The organism is Variovorax sp. GW821-FHT10B04, assembly GCF_059415645.1.
In genome coordinates this window covers 1-15901 of sequence record NZ_JBWKNQ010000003.1, presented here as the reverse complement: position 1 = coordinate 15901, position 15901 = coordinate 1, and the positions used below count along the sequence as shown (strand labels likewise).

12 protein-coding genes are annotated in these 15901 nt (G+C 62.2%); 9 read left to right on the top strand and 3 right to left on the bottom strand.

Translation table 11 applies throughout. The features are described from left to right. Window positions 1–11: 11 nt before the first annotated feature. Window positions 12–1169 (top strand): serine hydrolase, encoded by a 1158-nt coding sequence (locus tag AC07PZ_RS08210; RefSeq protein ID WP_495294577.1) that lies wholly within the window; start codon window positions 12–14, stop codon window positions 1167–1169. 146 nt (window positions 1170–1315) lie between these two features. Here AC07PZ_RS08210 and AC07PZ_RS08205 read toward each other — a convergent pair whose 3' ends face one another. From AC07PZ_RS08205 to aat, 3 genes are read right to left on the bottom strand one after another with little or no spacing between them, the layout of a single operon-like run. Then, the gene (locus AC07PZ_RS08205; RefSeq protein WP_495295142.1) at window positions 1316–2110 is read right to left on the bottom strand and encodes an IclR family transcriptional regulator; all 795 of its coding nucleotides are present in this window, start codon (window positions 2108–2110) and stop codon (window positions 1316–1318) included. 32 nt (window positions 2111–2142) lie between these two features. Continuing rightward, window positions 2143–2892, bottom strand: a complete 750-nt coding sequence (locus AC07PZ_RS08200) for an arginyltransferase (RefSeq protein WP_495294576.1) — start codon at window positions 2890–2892, stop codon at window positions 2143–2145. Continuing rightward, window positions 2889–3641: a leucyl/phenylalanyl-tRNA--protein transferase gene (gene aat, locus AC07PZ_RS08195; protein WP_495294575.1), complete on the bottom strand. Its 753-nt coding sequence runs from the start codon at window positions 3639–3641 to the stop codon at window positions 2889–2891. The genes AC07PZ_RS08200 and aat overlap by 4 nt, the downstream gene beginning before the upstream one ends. Window positions 3642–3966: 325 nt before the next feature. On the opposite strand from aat, the gene tssH reads away from it, so the two are divergent. The 8 genes from tssH to AC07PZ_RS08155 all read left to right on the top strand — a co-directional run. Beyond that, the gene (gene tssH / locus AC07PZ_RS08190) at window positions 3967–6663 is read left to right on the top strand and encodes a type VI secretion system ATPase TssH (RefSeq protein ID WP_495294574.1); all 2697 of its coding nucleotides are present in this window, start codon (window positions 3967–3969) and stop codon (window positions 6661–6663) included. A 78-nt stretch (window positions 6664–6741) separates the two neighbouring features. Next, the gene (tssB, locus tag AC07PZ_RS08185; RefSeq protein ID WP_495294573.1) at window positions 6742–7284 is read left to right on the top strand and encodes a type VI secretion system contractile sheath small subunit; all 543 of its coding nucleotides are present in this window, start codon (window positions 6742–6744) and stop codon (window positions 7282–7284) included. A gap of 8 nt (window positions 7285–7292) precedes the next feature. Beyond that, on the top strand, window positions 7293–8789 hold the full coding sequence (gene tssC / locus AC07PZ_RS08180; RefSeq protein ID WP_495294572.1) for a type VI secretion system contractile sheath large subunit: 1497 nt from the start codon (window positions 7293–7295) through the stop codon (window positions 8787–8789). Between the two features lie 58 nt (window positions 8790–8847). Then, on the top strand, window positions 8848–9333 hold the full coding sequence (locus AC07PZ_RS08175) for an Hcp family type VI secretion system effector (protein ID WP_495294571.1): 486 nt from the start codon (window positions 8848–8850) through the stop codon (window positions 9331–9333). Window positions 9334–9465: 132 nt separating this feature from the next. Further along, window positions 9466–10158 (top strand): type VI secretion system lipoprotein TssJ, encoded by a 693-nt coding sequence (gene tssJ / locus AC07PZ_RS08170; protein WP_495294570.1) that lies wholly within the window; start codon window positions 9466–9468, stop codon window positions 10156–10158. A 30-nt stretch (window positions 10159–10188) separates the two neighbouring features. Beyond that, the gene (gene tssK, locus AC07PZ_RS08165) at window positions 10189–11544 is read left to right on the top strand and encodes a type VI secretion system baseplate subunit TssK (RefSeq protein ID WP_495294569.1); all 1356 of its coding nucleotides are present in this window, start codon (window positions 10189–10191) and stop codon (window positions 11542–11544) included. Between the two features lie 19 nt (window positions 11545–11563). After that, window positions 11564–14476: a type VI secretion system Vgr family protein gene (locus tag AC07PZ_RS08160; RefSeq protein ID WP_495294568.1), complete on the top strand. Its 2913-nt coding sequence runs from the start codon at window positions 11564–11566 to the stop codon at window positions 14474–14476. Between the two features lie 10 nt (window positions 14477–14486). After that, on the top strand, window positions 14487–15901 hold a 1415-nt coding region (locus AC07PZ_RS08155; protein ID WP_495294567.1), incomplete at its 3' end, for an esterase/lipase family protein.

The window sequence follows — 15901 nt, the reverse complement described above, 5'->3', positions numbered from 1 at the left end:
GGAGAGTTTTGATGCCCGAAGCCCGTCTTCACCGAGTTTCCAGCCCTGTGTCTCCCTTATTCCGTCTCGCCGCCGTCGCTCTGTGCACTGCGGCGTTTTTGTTGCCTGCGGCCCAGGCGGCCAAGCGCGAAGCACCAGCTGCCAAGAAGTCTGTTGCGAGCAGCGACAGCAAGCGCAAGGTCGCTGCTTCCGCCGCCAAGCCCACGCGTGCTGCCGCCGCCGAAGAAAAAAGTGTTCGTGGTGGCCGCAATGTCGTGGCCACCATCCGCAAGAAGAATGGCAAGACGGTTGTGGCGGTACAGCGGCGTTCCGTTGTGCGTGTGGCTGAGCCCGCGCGTCTTTCCTACGGCCAGATGGCCGGTTTGCACCGCACCGATGACGCGCTCGACCTGAAGTCGAGTGCTGCCCTGGTGATCGATCAGGACACCCGTGAAGTTCTGTTCAGCAAGAACGATCACGCCGTGCTGCCCATTGCGTCGCTGACCAAGCTCATGACCGGCGTGCTGGTCAGTGAAGCCAAACTGCCGATGGATGAAATGATCACCATCACGCAGGATGACGTCGACACCGAAAAAGGAAGCAGCTCGCGTTTGCGTGTCGGCACCACGCTGTCGCGCGGCGAACTGCTTCACCTGGCGCTGATGTCCAGCGAAAACCGCGCAGCGCATGCGCTGGGCCGTACCTATCCGGGTGGTCTTGCGACGTTCGTGAGCATGATGAATGCCAAGGCGCGCGCCATCGGCATGAACGACACGCACTACGTCGAACCGACCGGGCTGTCTTTTCATAACCAGTCCAGCGCGCAGGATCTGGCGCTGCTGGTGAACGTGGCATCGACCGACGCCACCGTGCGCGAGCTGACCACGTCGCCGAACTACCAGGTCGAGGTCGGCAACCGCGTACTGCAATACAACACGACCAATCGCCTGGTGAAGAGTCCGGATTGGGAGATCGGCGTGCAAAAGACCGGCTATATCTCCGAAGCGGGCCAGTGCCTGGTCATGCAGGTCAAGATCGCCGGCCGGAAGCTGATCATGGTGTTCCTGGATTCCGCCGGCAAGTTCAGCCGTATCGCGGATGCGGAGCGTGTCCGTCGTTGGGTGGAGGCCACTCAATTCATGGCGCCCAACATCCAGAACGTCGCTTCGCAGCACATCGCTGGAGATTGACGAGACGAGCGTGATGGCGTTGCGCGTGCTGCAGCCATCACGTCTTGGTCGCTGATGGCATGTATTCACATGCAGAAACCACGGTCAGCCCAACGGCTGTTCGTGGTTTTTTCTTTGGAAGCCCGCCTTGCGCGGCATGAGGCGCTTCAGCGCAGTGCGGGCGCGTCAGCGCTGTAGCCCAGCGCGCTCGAGATCTCACTGGCTGTGGCCTGAAGCTTGGGAAGCCAGCCTTCGTCCAAGCGGTCGGCTGGCGCAGAAATCGACAGGCCGGCGACCAGCTTGTTCTGGTCGTCGTAGATACCCGCCGCCATGCAACGCACGCCGAGTTCGAGTTCCTCGTTGTCCCTGGCGATGCCGTACTGGCGCGCTTTTGCCAGCTCTCGTTCCAGCAAGGGCAGCTGCGTGATGCTGTTGCGGGTGTGTCCGGCCAAGCCGGTCCGTGTGGCGTAGCTGCGTACGCGCTGCGGATCATCCGCAGCCAGAAACAGCTTGCCGGTCGAGGTCAGGTGGAGCGGTGCGCGTCCGCCGATTGCCCGCACCACCTGCATGCCGGACCGCTCACTGTAGGAGCGTTCGATGTAGACGATCTCGTCGCCCTGGCGCATGCTGAGATTGACCGGCTGTTGCGTGAGCTTGTGCAGCTCGCGCATCGGCGTCAGCGCTGCATCGCGCACGTTCAGTCGGCCCTTCACCAGATTGCCGAGCTCCAGCAGACGCATGCCAAGGCGGTAGTTGCCTGCTTCCGGGCGATCGACAAACCGGCCGACGGCGAGATCGTTGAGGATGCGGTGAGTGGTCGACGGGTGGAGGCCCGTCTTCTCGCTGATCTCTTTCAGCGAGATCGCTTCTTCACGCGACGCCAACACGTCGATCAACGCGAACATGCGTTCGATGACCTGGATGACCGGTGTAGCCGGGACGTCGGATTGTGCTTTTCTCATGTGCTGCAACGCGGAATGGCCGGGTTGCAATTTTATCTTGTGAAATCGCTTCGTGCCTGCCAGGTGCCATCCAGCAGCACTTCGTGCGGTGTGTAACGCGCCTTGTAGTTCATCTTGGGGCTGCCTTCGATCCAATAGCCCAGGTACACATAAGGTAGCGACAGCTTGCGTGCCTGATCGATCTGCCACAGCACGCCATAGTTACCGTAGCCGGCACCTTGGTCGGGCTCATAGAACGTGTAGACCGCGGAAATACCGTCGTTCAGCACGTCGAGGATCGACACCATCTTGAGTGCGCCAGGGCTGCCATCTGGCAGCGGCTCCCGGAACTCCACCAAGCGTGAATTGACGCGACTCTGCAGTAAGAACTGGGTGTACTGGTCGATGCTGTCGTGGTCCATGCCGCCTCCGGCATGTCGTCCGTTCTGGTAGCGGAGGTAGAGCTGGTAATGCTCCGGCACGAAGCACAGCTTGAGGACCCGCACTTGCAAGTTGGCGTGGCGCAACATTGCGCGACGCTGGCTGCGATTGGCCTGAAAGTCGTTGACCCGCACACGCAGCGGCACACAGGCTGTGCATCCGTCGCAATAGGGCCGGTAGGTGAACATCCCGCTTCGCCGGAACCCATTGCGCACCAGGTCCGAGTATGCGTCGTTGTGGATCAGGTGGCTGGGGGTGGCGACCTGCGAGCGAGCCATGCGATCCGGCAGATAGCTGCAGGGATAGGGCGCCGTCGCGTAGAACTGCAACGTGTGAAGCGGAAGTTCCTTGAGGTGCGTCACGTCAGTGCGGAGGGATTCGCAGGCAGGAGTTCGTTCCAGTATACGGGGTCAAAACGCCACGTGGGGCTTGCTTGTTCGCGCACGCGGGCGACGTGTGCAACGAAGTCGGCGCGCGAGATTTCGCGTGCACCCAGGCTGGCGAGGTGGGCCGTGTTCTGCTGGCAATCGATCAATTGGATGCCGTGGTGACGGCAGAAGCAGACCAAGGCCGCGAGTGCAATCTTGGATGCGTCGGTACGCCGCGCAAACATGGACTCGCCAAAGACCGCCTTGCCGATGGCGACGCAATACAAGCCGCCTTCCAATTTTCCATCGATCCACGTCTCGATGCTGTGCGCATTGCCGGCGCGATGAAATTCGATGTAAGCCGAAATCATTTTTGGAACGATCCAGGTGCCGGATTGGCCGCGTCGTGGCGCGTGTGAGCAGGCTTGAATTACGGCCTGGAAATCGTGGTCAATGCGAATTTCGCAGTTCTTTGACAAACGAAAGTATTGCAGAGATTTTTTCAAAGAGCGGTGCAACTTGAAATCGGACGAAGACAACGCCATGCGTGGATCAGGCGCCCACCAGAGAATTGGCTGCCCATCGCTGAACCATGGAAATATGCCATGTCCATAGGCGTCCAGCAGCGTGGAGACTCGCAGGTCTCCGCCGGCGGCAAGCAAGCCCGGGATCGGATCTCTGTCGGTCCAGGCGCGAGTCACGGGAGGAAGGAGGTCGCCCGGTTCAATCCATTGAAGCTGCATGATTGTCAATATTTTGAATTTCAAAACAAATCAGACAAAAATATAAATTTTGTTAATTTGGTTTAGCTGCCAATAGGATGAAAGTAAGGGGTTGGCAGCTGTTTTAATATCCAGTGATTTAAGTCACAAAATCACAAGATAAAGAGATTGGCAAGCGGCAAGGCAAAGTTGCCGGAGTGTTTTTGGCTTCAGAATCCAGCCCAACAAAAATAGATAACAGGGTTGAGGAAATGCAGAACATCGAAAGGTGGATTGCCGCTGTAAACGTGCGCGGCGGTCGGATTGCGCATGCAGGTGCGTCAATTTTGAACGCAGGGGTTGCTCGATGAGCACCCTGCGGAGGGTGATCTTCGGAAAACTCAATCCGACTCTTTTTCGCGCCGTCGAATCCGCGACGGCATTTGCCAAGTTGCGAGGCAACCCGCATGTGGAACTGACGCACTGGTTCCATCAGCTTTGCCAGTTGGACGATGGGGACATCCATCGGATCTGTGCCCACTATCGGATCGATCGCGACGTCGTGCATCGGAATCTGGCGGCAGCGCTTTCCAGGTTGCCGGCCGGTGCAAGTTCGCTTCAGGATTTTTCTCAGCATGTGATGACCGCCATCGAGCGTTCATGGATCGTCGCGAGCCTCGAGTTCGGCGACGGCGGCATCCGTGGCGCATGGTTGCTGCTGGCAGTGCTGCGAGATGCGGAACTGCGGCAGCTGTTGTTCGACATGGTGCCCGCATTTCGAAGAATTCCGGTAGACGCGTTGGCCGACATGCTTCCCTCGATCGTCGCAGAGTCGCCGGAACACGGCGAGCGGCCTCATCGGTCTCATGACAGTTCAGGTGGCCCACTTCTGGTTCCTGGCGACTCCGTCCAGATGCTCGCCGAGTCGCGAGATGAAGAATCGCCGCTGAATCGCTTCTGCACCGACCTCACGGCGCAAGCGCTGCTCGGAAAGATCGATCCGGTGATAGGGCGCGATCAGGAGATCAGGACGCTCGTCGATATCCTGCTGCGACGCCGCCAGAACAATCCGCTGCTGACCGGTGACGCTGGCGTCGGAAAAACCGCATTGGTGGAGGGACTGGCGCACGCCATTGTCAACGGTGGCGTTCCTCCGGCGCTGCATCAGGTCCGCTTGTTGAGTCTGGATGTTGGCGCGCTCATCGCCGGTGCCAGCATGCGAGGAGAGTTCGAAGCGCGTCTCAAGGGTGTGCTTGAAGAGGCGCTCGCATCGGCTCGAGCCGTGGTGCTGTTCGTGGACGAAGTGCATACGTTGATCGGTGCGGGCGGCCAGGTCGGGACGGGCGATGCAGCGAATCTGTTGAAGCCCGCGCTGGCTCGCGGGACCCTGCGCATGATCGGCGCAACGACGTGGAGCGAATACAAGCGCCATATCGAGAAGGATCCTGCGCTGACGCGCCGCTTCCAGGTGCTTCAGGTGCAGGAACCCGATGAGGGCGCAGCAACGGCCATGGTGCGTGGCTTGGCGCCCACTTTCGCACGCCACCACGGAGTGGCGGTGATGGACGAGGCAGTTCGGGCTGCGGTGCTGCTGTCTCATCGCTACATTCCCGCCCGCCAGTTGCCCGACAAGGCAATCAGCCTGCTCGACACGGCGTGTGCCCGTGTGGCGATGTCCCTGCACACGCCGCCTGCGGCCGTGGCTTACCTGCGCCAGCAGATATTGGCACTCGAGCTGGAGTTGGACCTGCTCAGTACCGAAGCGCTGATTACGCAGGGACGGGTGCCGCGCGAGCAACGCATCGCCAGCATCAGCAGCCAGGTGGCGAGCCATCGAGATCGGTTGCGCAGCGACGAGGCGCGATGGCGTGACGAGCTCGAGCTGGTTTCACGTATCCATGCCCTGCGAATGGAGGCGGGCGAGGCCTCAGCAGTTTCAAACCCCGCGATGTGTGACGCGCTGGCTGCGCTCGAAGAACGTCTTGCTGATCTCCAGCAAGAGTCGCCTTGGGTCCTGCCTCAGGTTGATGAGTCCACCGTCGCTGGCATCGTGGCCGATTGGACGGGCATACCCGTGGGCCGCATGGTGCGCAACGAGGTCGAGGCGGTGCTCGCCTTGCGTTCGACACTTCGGCGCCGCGTGTTGGGCCAGGACCAGGCCCTCGACATGATCGCCGAGCGCCTCCAGACGGCCCGTGCCGGCCTCACCGATCCCCGCAGGCCCGTTGGTGTTTTCCTGTTGGTCGGACCTTCCGGTGTCGGCAAGACAGAAACCGCCCTCGCGGTCGCGGAGGCCATGTACGGCGGCGAGCAGAACCTCATCACGCTCAACATGAGCGAGTTCCAGGAGCCGCACACCATATCGACGTTGAAAGGATCCCCGCCCGGATACGTGGGATACGGCGAAGGTGGTGTGTTGACCGAAGCCGTGCGTCGCAAGCCCCACAGCGTGGTCTTGCTGGACGAGATCGAAAAGGCGCATCCGGATGTGCATGAACTGTTCTATCAAGTCTTCGACAAAGGGTGGATGGAAGACGGTGAAGGGCGCCGGATCGACTTTCGGAATACGACGATCCTGCCGACCAGCAACACGGGTTCGGAACTGATCGCACGGCTGCACGACGACGCGGCCTTCGTGCCTGATGCGCGCGCATTGCGCGAGTCCTTGCAGACCACGTTGCGCGGCGTCTTTCCTGCGGCATTCCTGGGCAGGCTTGCGGTGGTGCCCTATCTCCCGTTGCCCAGGGACGTGCTGGACGGTGTCGTCGCATTGCATCTGGATCGTGTGGCGAATCGCATGCGCGACCAACACGGCGTTGCGCTCAGCTATGACAACGCGCTGCACCGCTACGTCATCGATCAATGCGGCGTCCACGAAAGCGGCGCGCGCCGGCTCATCGGCTTCATCGACCAGCACCTTCTGCCCGTGTTGTCCGGCCATTGGCTGGATGCGCTCCAGGCGCAGCGCAAGGTGTCCCGGATGTTCGTGGACGTCCTGCCGGTGAATGCCGACCAAGCTCACGCAGAAGGAGGACGCATCGCTTGCCACGTTGAATACACATGACCCATTCATCGCCGATGCGGGGTGATGTCACGCAACCCGCAACGGCCTCTCCACCTCAATCAACAACAGGGAGTTGTCATGAGCAACCGCAGCAGTCAGAAGTTCATTGCCCGCAACCGGGCACCTCGGGTCCAGATCGAATACGACGTCGAGATCTACGGGTCCGAAAAAAGGATCGAATTGCCCTTCGTCATGGGCGTGCTCGCCGATCTGTCGGGACGGCCTGCAGAGCCATTGCCGCCAGTGGGCGATCGGAAATTCCTCGATATCGACATCGACAACTTCGATGATCGGATGAAGGCGGTGCGCCCGCGCGTGGCGTTTGCCGTGGCCAATACCCTGGCCGGTGAAGGCCAATTGATGGTCGACATCACCTTCGAGAGCATCGACGATTTCTCCCCCGCCGCGATCGCACGCAAGGTCGAGCCGCTGGCACGACTTCTCGAGGCGCGTACACAGCTGTCGAACCTGCAGACCTATATGGATGGCAAGGCGGGTGCCGAAGGACTGGTCAACCAGCTGCTGCTGGATCCAGCGCTCATGAAATCGTTGGCGACCCTGCCCAAGACCCACGAGACGTCGGGCTCTTCGGAAGTGCATCGTTCTCCAGAGATCGTCTGAGGACCGTCATGAAATCCAACAGCAACCACGCTGCGGTTCTGCAGACGCACCACGCCGAGACGATCGATTTCGCATCGTTGCTCGACAGGGAGTTCAAGCCCAAGACGGATGAAGCACGGTACGCCGTCGAGGCGGCGGTGCGCACGCTGGCCGAGCAAGCACTGGTCAACGCGGCGACCATGACTGACGACGCCTACAGCAGCATCGAAGCCATCATTGCCGAGATCGATCGCAAGCTCTCGGAGCAGATCAATCTGGTGCTGCACAAGGAGGAGTTTCTCCGTGTGGAGTCGGCCTGGCGAGGCATGCACCATCTGGTGTCGAACACCGAGACGAACGAGAAGCTCAAGATCCGTTTCATGGACATCTCGAAGGACGAGATGCGCAGAACCATGCGTCGCCACAAAGGCGTCGCCTGGGACCAGAGCCCGATCTTCAAGCGCATCTACGAAGAAGAGTACGGTCAACTCGGCGGCGAACCCTATGGCTGTCTCGTGGCCGACTATTACTTCGACCATACGCCTGCCGACGTCGAATTGTTGGGCGCAATTGCACGGATCTCTGCCGCTTCTCACGCGCCCTTCATTGCCGGGTCATCACCGTCGCTGCTGGGCATGGGGTCCTGGCAAGAACTCGCGAATCCCCGAGATCTTGCCAAGATCACGTCGAATCTCGAGCATGCACCATGGAACTCGCTGAGAGAAACGGAGGACTCTCGCTATGTCGGGCTCGCAATGCCGCGCTTCCTTGCCCGGCTGCCTTATGGCGTGAAGACGAACCCAGTCGACGAGTTCGATTTCGAGGAAGAGACCGACGGCGCGGACCATCGAAACTACGTGTGGAACAACGCGGCGTATGCGATGGCTGTCAACATCAATCGCAGCTTCAATCTCTATGGTTGGTGCACCATGATTCGCGGTGTCGAGTCGGGTGGAACGGTCGAGAACCTGCCCTGCCATACCTTCCCGACCGACGACGGTGGATTCGACATGAAGTGCCCCACCGAGATCGCCATCTCCGACAGGCGCGAGGCCGAACTCGCGAAGGCCGGCCTGATTCCTCTGGTTCATCGCAAGAACACCGATCACGCGGCGTTCATCGGTGCACAGTCGATGCAGAAGCCTCAGGAGTACATGGACGCCGATGCGACAGCCAACGCCAACCTGTCCGCGCGTTTGCCTTATCTATTTGCCAGCACGCGGTTCGCGCATTACCTCAAGTGCATCGTGCGCGACAAGATCGGAACCTTCAAGGAGCGCGACGACATGCAGCGCTGGCTCAACGAATGGATCATGAGCTATGTGGATGCGGATCCAGCCAACTCCTCCCAGGAGACAAAGGCGAAGCGACCGTTGGCTGCGGCGGAAGTCCTGGTCGACGACATCGAAGGGAACCCCGGCTTCTACAGCGCCAAGTTCTTCCTTCGGCCGCATTTTCAACTTGAGGGGCTGACCGTTTCGCTGCGGTTGGTCACCAAGTTGCCGTCGCTCAAGGAAGTGGCCTGAGCGCTGCTCTTTCCATGCATCGCATGGATTTCGTGCCTATATAAAAAAGGGAGTTCACATGTCGCAGGATATCTTTCTGAAGATCAATGGCATCGAAGGCGAGTCGCTCGATTCGAGCCACAAGAACGAGATCGAAGTGCTGACCTTCAATTGGAAGGTTCTTCAGGAGTCGACCATGCACGCCGGATCAGGCGGTGGGGCAGGCAAGGCCACGGTGGAAGATCTGGAGTTCGACCATTACGTCGATCGATCGAGCCCCAACCTCATGAAGTACTGCCTCACCGGCAAGCATGTGCCGGAGGCGAAGCTCACTGTGCGCAAGGCGGGCGGCAACCCGCTGGAGTACCTGAAGTTCACGTTCACCGATGTGATCATCACGAGTGTTCAGCCATTCGGCTCGACCGCCGATGAGCTGCGCGTCAAGGAGAGGGTGCGGTTGTCGTTCTCCAAGATCAAGCAGGAGTACGCGGTACAGAACGCACAAGGCGGCAGTGGTGGCGCTGTCACGGCAGGGTACGACATCAAGGGCAACAAGGAGTCCTGACGGGCGGTGGAAGGCCGATCGGTCTTCCACACGTTGCATGAATCGATTCCAGGACACCAGGTCGGTGGCAGATCGCTGCCGCTCCTGGCTCGGCCTGCGGATCACGTCGATACCACCTCACCGGCTTGCGTCATGTTCTTTGATCGTTTCTATCGTCTGCACGTGATGATTCGATGCGCGCTGCGCTCGGCAGTCCGGCCGAAGTCGCACCCGGCCATCGAGCTGCTTGCCGCCGTGCTCGTCGGCGTGGCTTCGCTATCGGTCTCTGCGCAGCAGAGGTCGTCGGCGGTTGCTGCGCCGTCCAACGGTACGCCGACGTCCGATGCGGCCGGTGCGTCGTCGTCGACCACGTTGCCGCGCTTTGCAGCGCCATCCGAGCAATTCTCGTTCGGACCGAAAGAGCAGACGCAGCTCGACATCACCGTGAGTGCCTCGGCCGACGTCAATGTGGACGAGAAGGGGCGAGCAGCGCCGATCCTGGTGCGGATCTACGAGTTGAAGTCCGAAGCGCTGTTCGACTCGGCCGACTACTTCTCCCTGCAAAGCGGAGACAAGGCCCTGCTGGGTGGCGATCTGCTCACTCGCGAAGAGTTCATCTTTCGTCCAGGCGATGTCAAAACCATACGACGCAAATCGCATCCCGATCTGGCGGTGATCGCCGTGCTGGCGGGCTATCGAGAACTTGCGCGATCCGATTGGCGAGCGACCCAGAGGATCGAGCCCGCCCCCGAGGCGGCGTGGTATCGCAGTGTGCTGCCTGCGAACAAGACGAAGCTGCTGATCAAGCTGCAAGCACATGACGTTCGAATTACCGCGGTCGAGTAGTTCGACGCTTCATCTACGAGAAATTGCCCCATGAGTTGGTACAACAAAGTCGCCTGGAGCGAAGGCCTCTTCCTGCGGCCCCAGCTATTTCAGCAGCAGGAACGCTACTTCGAGCATCTGGCGAACAAGCGCGCTTCGGTGCTCAGTCCGTTCTTCTGGGGCTTCAGTCACTACAGTCTCGACACCGACTCGCTGTCTCTTGGCAAGCTCGTACTCGCTGGCGCGACGGGAGTCTTTCAGGATGGCACGCCATTCGATACGCCGGGCCAGACATCGCCGCCTGCGCCCTTGACGATTCGTCCCGAGCACCTGGATCAGATCGTCTATCTGGCCGTTCCCATCCGCACCCCCAATGGCGAAGAAACCAGCTTTGACGATGCGCTGCTGGCCAATGCGTCGCTTGCACGCTTCTCGGTTTTCGAGACCGAACTGCGCGATGCCAACTCGATAGGGCAAGGTCCGAAGACGGTTCAGTTGTCCCGGTTGCGCCTGCGTCTGTTGCCCCAGCGCGAACTGACCGACGCATGGATCGGTCTGCCACTCACGCGTGTGACTGCCCTGCGTTCCGATGGCAGCATCACGATCGATCACACCCTGCTTCCTCCCGTGACTGGCTATGGCGCGAGCGGCTTGCTGGGCGACTGGATGACTCATCTGCACGGTCTGTGCCAATTGCGCGCCCAGTCGCTGGCCGGACGCCTCAGTGGCAGCGATGGGCAATCCACGGAAGCGGCAGAGGTGTCGGACTTTCTGCTGTTGCAGATCCTCAATCGGTACGAGCCGTTGCTGGCGCATTGGCTGCGTGTGCCGGAGGTCTCGCCAGAGACTCTCTATTCTGCGTTGCGAGCGATGGGTGGTGAGCTTTCCACCTTCGTGAGGCCCAGCACGCGTCGGCCCCGGAAGCTGCCCGACTACGAACACGTCGATCCCTACCTGTCTTTCAAGGACCTGGTGGGCGACCTGCAATCGTTGCTCAACGATGTGCTCGTGCGCAGTGCACAGAACATCCCTTTGTCCGATCGGCCCAATGGCATGCGCGTTGCGGCCATCGATCCCGCCGATCTCCGGAGCTTTGCGAGCCTCGTGTTCGCGGTCACTGCCCACAGGCCGCCGGATCAGATCGCCGCGCAGTTTCCGCAGATATCCAAGCTTGGCCCGAGCGATCGATTGGCCGACCTCATCCGATCCCATTTGCCCGGCATTCCGCTTCAGGCGTTGCCCGTCCCGCCTCGCCAGATCCCATTCAACGCCGGCTTCGTCTATTTCCAGGTGGACGCGCGCGGGCCGTTGTGGGAGCACCTGCTCAAGTTCGGCGGCCTCGCGCTGCACGTCGCTGGCGAGTTCCCGGGGCTGCAGATGGAGCTCTGGGGCATTCGGGACAAATGAGGACCGGGAGGAGATTCGCATGACTTCACGCACGCTATCGATCACCAGCGCCGCACTCCCCCTCATCCATGGCATCCCCGTCCTGGAGCCCGTGCGCCTGTCGGGCCGCGAAGGCATGAACAGCCTGTTCGCGTACGAGCTGCTGCTCAAGACGCCGGAGGCGACCGACGCCCCGAATCCCTTCGACACGCCCCCCGGCGAAGCCGCCGACTTCGACCTCGACGCCTTCATCGGCCGCGAGATCAGCTGCGTCATCCAGCTCGACGGCATGGGCGCCTTCGTCCCCGGCGCAGTCGGCGCCAGCACACACGCCATCGGCGCGGGCGAACGCCAGATCAACGCCCTCATCACCGAAGCCGCCTTCGTCGGCGAAGAAGGCCGCCACCTGCTCTACCGCCTCACCCTGCGCCCCTGGCTGCACCAGGCCACCCTGCGCAGCGACTGCCGCATCTTCCAGAACCAGAGCGTCGTGCAGATCCTGGACGCCGTCCTCGGCGCCTACGCCTTCCCGGTCGCCAGGCGCCTCATCGAGACCTACCCCGAGCGCGACTACCAGACCCAGTTCAACGAGAGCGACTTCGACTTCATCTCCCGCCTGTGCCAGGAATGGGGCATCAGCTACCACTTCGAACACCGCGAGGGCACCCACCGGCTCGTGCTCAGCGACGCCATGGGCGCCTACCAGCCCAACCCGAGCGAGGCGTACCGCGCCGTCGACTACCACCCACCCGGCTGGAAGACCGATGCCGAATACCTCCACGGCTTCATCCCGCTGAGCCGCCTCACCAGCGGCGCCTACGCCACGCGCGAGCACGACTACACCCGGCCGCGGGCCGACCTGCACATCGAGCGGCGCGATCCGCGCCCCGACGGGCGGGGCAACGGCCAGGGCAATGACCCGGACACCAGTCGATCCGCCGGTCGCCCCAACAGTCGCCCCCTCGACGAGGTCTACGCCTGGCACGCCGATCCCGGCGGCAGCCACTACGCCCAGCCGCGCGCCGGACGCACTGGCGGCCCTGGCACCGCGACCGCCACGGCAACCGCCACCGCCACCGCCGGCCCCCCAGCCAACGACCCCCAAGCCGAAGGCCGCCTGCTGGCCGGCCTGCGCATGCAGGCGCTGCGCACCGCCGGTGCCCGCGCCCAGGCCCGCGGCAACCTGCGCGGCATGGAGCCGGGCTGCACCTTCAGGCTGCAGAACCACCCCCGCCACAGCGCCAACGCCGACTACCTGATCCTGGCCACCCGTTTCCTGATCGAAGACATCGCCCAGAACAGCCAGATCAAGGACGCCGCACCCGGCCGGCGCCAGCAGTGGCGCGTCGACCTCGAGCTGACCGCGCACCCGCTCACCGAAGCGCTGCGCCCGGCGCTCACGCAGCGCAAGCCCGTCGGTGCCGGCCCGCAGAGCGCCGTCGTCGTCGGGCCGAGGACGCAGGAAGACCGGGCATCGAACGAGGCCGGCGACACGGGCCGGGTCACCCGAGTGACTGGCGCCACCCGGACGGAAGGAACGAAGCAGACCGACCCCGACATCTGGACCGATGCGCTCGGACGCATCAAGGTGCAGTTCCCCTGGGACCGCGAAGGGCGGCTGGATCAGAACAGCAGCTGCTGGGTGCGCGTGAGCTCGCCCTGGGCGGGCAACCAGCTGGGCGGCATCCAGCTGCCGCGCATCGGCCAGGAGGTCATCGTCGACTTCATCGGTGGCGACCCGGACCTGCCGATCTGCACGGGCCGGGTGCACAACGCGCTGAACCAGCCGCCGTGGGAACTGCCCGGGCAGGCTGCGCTCAGCGGCTTCCGCTCCAGGGAGCTCGCACCCGGAAGCGGCAACGCTGCGGCGGGGCGCGGCAACCACCTGGTGCTCGACGACACGGCCGGCAAGATTCAAGCGCAATTGAAGAGCGACTACCAGAGTTCCAGCCTGAGCCTTGGGCACATCACCAGGGTGGCGGGCCACGCGGGGCGGCGGGCTGAGGCGGGAGAAGGAGTGGAGCTCAGGACCGATGGATATGCATCGATCCGCAGCGCCCTGGCGATGCTGCTGTCGACCGATGGTCGCCCCCAGGGCGAAGGAGGCATCCTGAGCCGCGATGAGCTCATTGTCCAGCTGGAGCGGGCGTTGGCGCTCGCCAAGGAACTGGCACATGCGGCGAAGACCTGTGTGGCCAGTACGCCCGATACCGCGGCACAGCAGGCTTTGCAGGAAGCGGTACAGGCGTTAGGCCACGGCATGGCCGGCGATGACGTCGAGCAAACGGGCCATGCGCCCGGCGGTCAACCTGTGCTGGCAATGAGCGGCGCGGCCGGCGTCGCCAGTGCCACGCCCATGAACCACACACAGTACGCGGGCGGCCACGTCGACAGCGTGGCCGGGCGCAATCAGCAGCACTATGCGGGCGAGTCGATCCTGCAGACCGCAGGCCGAGACATCGGGCAGTTTGCCGTGGCAGGTGACATCCGCAGCATCGCGAACCAGGGCGACCTCATTCACCAGGCGCAGCACGGTCAGGTCGAGATCACCGCAGAGAAAAGTCTGACGCTGTCGTCCACGCAAGCAGACGTCGTCGTGCGCGCAGGCAAGAGCATCACGCTGGTGCTGGAGGACGGAACCTACCTGCGCCTGGCAGATGGCAAGGTGGTCTTCGGCATGCGGGGGCCGTTCACGGTGAAGTCCGGCGGCACTGCCTTCGAAGAGCCCGGCGCGCTTGCGACAGAGCTTCGATCGTTTCCAAAGATGGCGTTCGATGACTCATTTGTCCTCATGAGCCATTCGGGAGAGCTCATGTCGCAGATGAAGTACCGCCTGATTCATCGTGACGGAAGCTTCATTGATGGAGTTACTGGCGCGGACGGCGTCATTCCCGCCGCGAAGGGTGTCAGCCCGGACGAACTAACCCTCCATCTGCTGGGCCTCCAGCGCTAAGTGATTCACCATGACCCAATTCAAAGTGCCTGGCTTCCCGCGTGTCGCCCATCCGGTCTCTGCGGATGGTGACGTCCTGCAATACACATGGACCCTCACCGAGCGAAGTCGCACGGATCTCGTCGAGGTCCGTGTCGATGTCATGAATGTGCTACCCATCGTCTTCGTGCCGGGGATCATGGGGACGAATCTGATGTCGAAAGACAGGAAGCTGCCCGTTTGGCGGCTCGACACCATTCAAGGTCAACCGCTGTGGCTCGCCAGAGACAAGTTGACGCAAAAAGCCGGAGAGCGCCAGCAACTCCTCCACCCCGACCGCACGGAAGTCGATGCCGGTGGCAACGTCCCCACCCGCGCCGACGGCTCCGCCTTCACCATCCCGTACAAGGACCGCGGCTGGGGCGAGATCGGCGAGGGCAGCTATCACGCCTTCCTCCTGAAGCTCGAGAAGCTTCTCAACGGCTTTCGCTCTGGCCTCCCTGCCACTGCGGCCGAAGCCCAGATTGCAGCCCTGATGACCGAACGCACCGGCGCCGATTCATCCTGGCGCCCGCAGAAACCGTTCGTGGATTCCACCCCGGAGGACTTCGCCAAGTTGCGCAACTGGCTGTTGCCTGTCCATGCCTGCGGCTACAACTGGCTCGACGACAACGAAGAGGCCGCCATCCGGTTGCAGCAACGCATCGAGCAGATCATTGCGAAGCACAACGGCCCCTGGGCGCGCTGCGAACAGGTCATCGTCATCACCCACAGCATGGGCGGACTGGTGGCGCGCGCCTGCCAGGCCTTGCCGGGCATACAGGAGAAGATCGCCGGCATCGTGCATGGCGTGATGCCGGCGAACGGCGCGGCGGTTGCCTACCGGCGCTGCAAGGTCGGCATGCTCGAGGAAGACCCGATCGGCGGCCGCGTCATCGGTGGCACCGGCCAGGAAGTGACAGCCGTGTTTGCCCAGGCGCCGGGCGCGCTGGAGCTGTTGCCCACGCAGCGCTACGACAAGGGCTGGCTTGAAGTGCGCGATGCCGATGGCAAGACCGTGCAGAAGTGTCTGCATGAAAAGAACCCGTACGACGAGATCTACCGCCGGCGGGACCGTTGGTGGGCACTGGTCAAGGAAGAGTGGTTGGCTCCAGAAGGTGGAATGCCGATAACCTGGATTGACTACGTCAAATATCTTGGCCGAGCAAAGAGCTTCCATCAGCGGCTCACTGAACGGACCTATCACCCGAACACCTACGCCTTCTACGGCGCAGACACCAAGGGCAAGACGAAGAGTTTCGAGAAGGTCGTCTGGCGGATGAAGCACTTCCCCGGCCATGTCGACCCTCAGGCGCCGAGTGCCGACGATGTGTACGGCATGAGCGCCCAGACTGTAGAGATGGATGGCGTGAACCCCGAGGTCGTTCGCGCGAGCGAGCCCGGTGG

What these genes read in the sequence shown, in the direction of transcription:
- AC07PZ_RS08210 (WP_495294577.1), top strand. Translation starts at nt 12, where the DNA reads ATGCCCGAAGCCCGTCTTCACCGAGTTTCCAGCCCTGTGTCTCCCTTA.
- AC07PZ_RS08205 (WP_495295142.1), bottom strand. Translation starts at nt 2,110, where the DNA reads ATGAGAAAAGCACAATCCGACGTCCCGGCTACACCGGTCATCCAGGTC.
- aat (WP_495294575.1), bottom strand. Translation starts at nt 3,641, where the DNA reads ATGCAGCTTCAATGGATTGAACCGGGCGACCTCCTTCCTCCCGTGACT.
- tssH (WP_495294574.1), top strand. Translation starts at nt 3,967, where the DNA reads ATGAGCACCCTGCGGAGGGTGATCTTCGGAAAACTCAATCCGACTCTT.
- tssB (WP_495294573.1), top strand. Translation starts at nt 6,742, where the DNA reads ATGAGCAACCGCAGCAGTCAGAAGTTCATTGCCCGCAACCGGGCACCT.
- tssC (WP_495294572.1), top strand. Translation starts at nt 7,293, where the DNA reads ATGAAATCCAACAGCAACCACGCTGCGGTTCTGCAGACGCACCACGCC.
- AC07PZ_RS08175 (WP_495294571.1), top strand. Translation starts at nt 8,848, where the DNA reads ATGTCGCAGGATATCTTTCTGAAGATCAATGGCATCGAAGGCGAGTCG.
- tssJ (WP_495294570.1), top strand. Translation starts at nt 9,466, where the DNA reads ATGTTCTTTGATCGTTTCTATCGTCTGCACGTGATGATTCGATGCGCG.
- tssK (WP_495294569.1), top strand. Translation starts at nt 10,189, where the DNA reads ATGAGTTGGTACAACAAAGTCGCCTGGAGCGAAGGCCTCTTCCTGCGG.
- AC07PZ_RS08160 (WP_495294568.1), top strand. Translation starts at nt 11,564, where the DNA reads ATGACTTCACGCACGCTATCGATCACCAGCGCCGCACTCCCCCTCATC.